The 3,556-nt window shown below is 75.3% G+C and carries 3 protein-coding genes; 1 reads left to right on the top strand and 2 read right to left on the bottom strand.

Annotated features, from left to right (window positions below):
* Together IE312_RS21935 and lpdA are read right to left on the bottom strand one after the other, a co-directional pair.
* A partial coding sequence (locus IE312_RS21935) for a M14 family zinc carboxypeptidase (RefSeq protein WP_229900272.1) occupies nucleotides 1–1,093 on the bottom strand: 1,093 nt, incomplete at its 3' end.
* Between the two features lie 137 nt (nucleotides 1,094–1,230).
* Nucleotides 1,231–2,700: a dihydrolipoyl dehydrogenase gene (gene lpdA / locus IE312_RS21930; protein ID WP_189984058.1), complete on the bottom strand. Its 1,470-nt coding sequence runs from the start codon at nucleotides 2,698–2,700 to the stop codon at nucleotides 1,231–1,233.
* A gap of 119 nt (nucleotides 2,701–2,819) precedes the next feature.
* Here lpdA and IE312_RS21925 point away from each other — a divergent pair.
* Nucleotides 2,820–3,556: LysR family transcriptional regulator (locus IE312_RS21925; RefSeq protein WP_229900300.1), on the top strand; the 737-nt coding region annotated here is incomplete at its 3' end.

Below are 3,556 nucleotides of genomic sequence, written 5' to 3'. Positions count from 1 at the left end.
CGTCCGTCTCCCGCAGCACCCGCAGCAGCATCGCCGCCGCCCGCAGCGGCAGCCGCCGGCCGAAGGCGTCGACGCTGCCGACGTAGGCCATCGTCGTGCCCGCCGGAGCGGTGTGGGTCCAGTCCTCGGCCAGGCCCGGGATCAGCTCCAGCGCCCACCGCGCGGCTCGCAGCAGCGGCCCGTCGACGCCCTCCAGCCGGGGCAGCGCCTCGGTGAGGATCCGCTCCACCTCCCGCGCGTCCCGCAGCAGCCGCACGGCCAGCCGCCGCATGGCCGCCGCCGGCGCCGGGTGCGGGGCCGGATCGTCCACCAGGTCGCTGGCCCACATCGGCACCTCCACCACGGCCGTCAGACCGCCGTACCGGTGGGCGTGGTACCAGGTGCTGTGCCGGGCGTCGTCCGGCATGCTCGGGTAGGCCACGCCGGACTCCGGTCCCGGCATGACGTGCACCCCGGGGCCGGAGGCCGGCCAGCCCGCCGCGTCCGAGGCCCCCGTCTCCACCGGAATGTGCAGCTCCGCAGCCGACTTGGCGAACGGTTCGGCGAGTCCCGGCACGTCCTTGGTCAACTGCACCCAGCTGCCGCCCAGATCGGTGCCGTGCAGAGTCACCTGGAGGTACGGGCGCAGCTCGTCGATCACCCCGGTCAGCGCCCGCGTCTCGGGCGGCAGCCGGTCCGGCGGCAGCACCGAGGGCGACCACTCCGGCTGCTCCGCGCCCGTCGGACGGTAGAAGCCGAGGTGGTAGTCGAGCAGGCTGCGCGGGGCCGGGGTGACGTGCAGACTCGCACCGTCCGGGTCCGCGCACAGCAGGAAGTGCCAGGAGGTGCCCGTCCGCAGCTCGCGCTCCGCCAGCACCCGTTCGGCAAGCACCCGCAGGGTGGATCCGCCCGCCGGCTCGTTGGCGTGCGCGCCCGCCACCACGAGCACCGCACGGCGGGCGTGTCCCACCGACAGCAGGTGCAAGGGTCTTCCCGCGCGCGAGACGCCCACCTGGCGCAGCGCGCACAGCCCGGGTTCCCGCGCCGCCAGCGCCCGGGCGGCGGCGACCAGTTCGGGAACGCTGGGATAGCGCAGCTCCGGCAGAGGACTCACCCCCGACTTGTCCGCCCGGCTTCGCCCTCCCAGTCCCGCACGCGCCGGGGCAACTGTCAAGCGTGCGGCGGGGGAGGCTCCCGGGGGCGCCCGGACGCAGTGGCCCGCCCCCGTACGGGCCACTGCGTTCCGTGGGTTCACTGCTGGTGCAGGCCGCGTCCCGCGAGCGTCAGGAACACCTCGCCCACCGCCTCCGACAGGGTGGGGTGCGGGTGCACGTGCCGGGCGACGTCGGCGGGCTCGGCGTCCCAGCCGACGATCAGCTGGCCCTCGGCGATCATCTCCGACACGTGCGGGCCGACCAGGTGCACGCCGAGCACCTGTCCGCCACCGGCCTGCGCCACGACCTTCACCAGGCCGCCCTGCCCGTGCACCATGCCCTTGGCGACGGCGGTCAACGGCATCGTGTTCACGTCGACCTCGTGCCCGCGCGCGCGTGCCCCGTCCTCGGTCAGTCCCACCGAGGCGGTCTGCGGCGCGGAGTACGTCACCCGGGGCACGGCCGCGTAGTCCACCGGCGCCGACCGCAGCCCGGCCAGCGTCTCGGCCACCAGCAGGCCCTCCGCGAAGGAGGCGTGGGCGAGGCCGAGGGAGGGCGGCGGCAGCAGGTCGCCGACGACGTGCACGCCCGGTACGGCCGTCTCCAGCCGGTCCCAGTCCGCCGGTACGACGAACCCCCGCTCGTCCGTCGTCAGCCCGGCGGCGGCCAGGTCCAGCCCCTCGGTGACGGGTGCCCGGCCGACGGCCACCAGCAGCCGGTCCGCCGTGACCGTCCGGGTCTCTCCCCGCGCGGTGCGCACGCGCGCGCGGACGCCGTGCTCCAGCACCTCGGCGTCCAGCAGCCGGGCACCCGCCTGCACGTCGATCCCGCGCTTGCGCAGGCCGCGCGTCAGGTACCGGCTCACGTCGGCGTCCTCCAGCGGCACGATCCGGTCGGCGGCCTCCACCAGGGTGACCTCCGCGCCCATGGACCGGTGGAAGGAGGCGTACTCCACGCCGATCGCCCCGCCGCCCAGCACCAGGACGGACGCCGGCAGCCCGGGCGCGAACAGCGCGTCGTCACTGGTCACCACGCGCCGCCCGTCCGGCGCGAGCCCCGGGAGCGTGCGCGGCCGTGAGCCGGTGGCGAGCACGATCCCGCGCCGCGCGGTGAGGTCCAGCGTGCCGGGCACGGGAGCACCGGCCGCACCCGGCGCGGCCTCCGCGCGCACCCCCTCCACCCGTACCGTGCGGGTACCCGTCAGCCGCGCGGTGCCCCGCACCACCCGCACGCCGGCGTGCGTGAGATGTGCCTCCACGCCCTTGTGGTTGCGCGCCACGATGTCGTCCCGCGTGGCCACCAGCGCGTCCCAGTCCACGGAGTCCACGGTCGCCTTCACGCCCCAGCGCTCACGGGCCTCGGCGATCCCGTCGACCAGTTCGGCGGCGTGCAGCATCGCCTTGCTCGGGATGCAGCCCCGGTGCAGACACGTCCCGCCGACCTTGTCGCGTTCGACCAGGACGACGTCCAGCCCCAGGGAGGCGGCGCGCAGTGCGGTGCTGTAGCCGCCGGTGCCGCCGCCGATGACGATCACGTCGGATGGAGGGATGCCCGTATCGATGGTCATGGCATCCACCTTCCGTTCACCCCTTGTCATGAGTCCAAGGCAATGTTGTTGTGGAATCCATGCACGGTCTTCATGGGTGGACCATGCGGTCCGTGAGCACACGGGAAGGGGAGGGGCAGTTGAGCCTGCGCCAGATGGAGTACTTCGTGACCGTCGTCCAGGAGACGTCGTTCACGCGCGCGGCGGACGCCCTGCACGTCACCCAGCCCGCGCTCTCGCACCAGATCAAGGCGCTGGAGAGGTCGGTGGGCGGCCCCCTGCTGGAGCGGCTGCCCCGGGGCGTGCGCCTCACCCCCATGGGCCGCGCCTTCCTGCCGCACGCCGAACTCGCCGTCCGCAGCGCCGCGCAGGCCCGCCGCGCGGCCCGTGCCGCCGCCGGCGCCGAGGGCGGCGAACTCCACGTCGCGGCCCTGCACTCCCTCGCGGTCGGCGCCCTGCCCGACGTCTTCGCCCGCTGGCGCACGGCCCACCCGGAGGTCCTGCTGCGCCTGCACGAGTACGCCACCGCCGACGCCTTGGAGGAGGCCGTGCAGCGGGGCACCGCCGACCTCGCCGTCGGCCCCGAGCCCGCCGGCCGGTCCGGGACCGTCGTCCCCGTCGGCGAGGAGGAGGTCGTCCTCGTCGTGCCCTTCGACGACCGCCTCGCGGGCCGTACGACGGTCACGCTCCCGGAACTCGCCGGCCACGCGTGGATCCGCTGTGCCATGGAGCCCGTGGTGCACGGCGAACTCTTCCTGGACCGGGTCTGCGGCCGGGCCGGGTTCCGGCCCCGGACCGCCGTGTGGACCGAACACACCTCCACGGCCGTACGGATGGCCGCCGCCGGCGTCGGGGTGTGCGCCGCGCCCGCCCACGT

The organism is Streptomyces capoamus (genome assembly GCF_014654935.1).
Taxonomy (GTDB): domain Bacteria; phylum Actinomycetota; class Actinomycetes; order Streptomycetales; family Streptomycetaceae; genus Streptomyces; species Streptomyces capoamus.
Note: the sequence above shows the minus strand (reverse complement) of the source record. Positions and strands in the feature narration are given on the sequence as shown.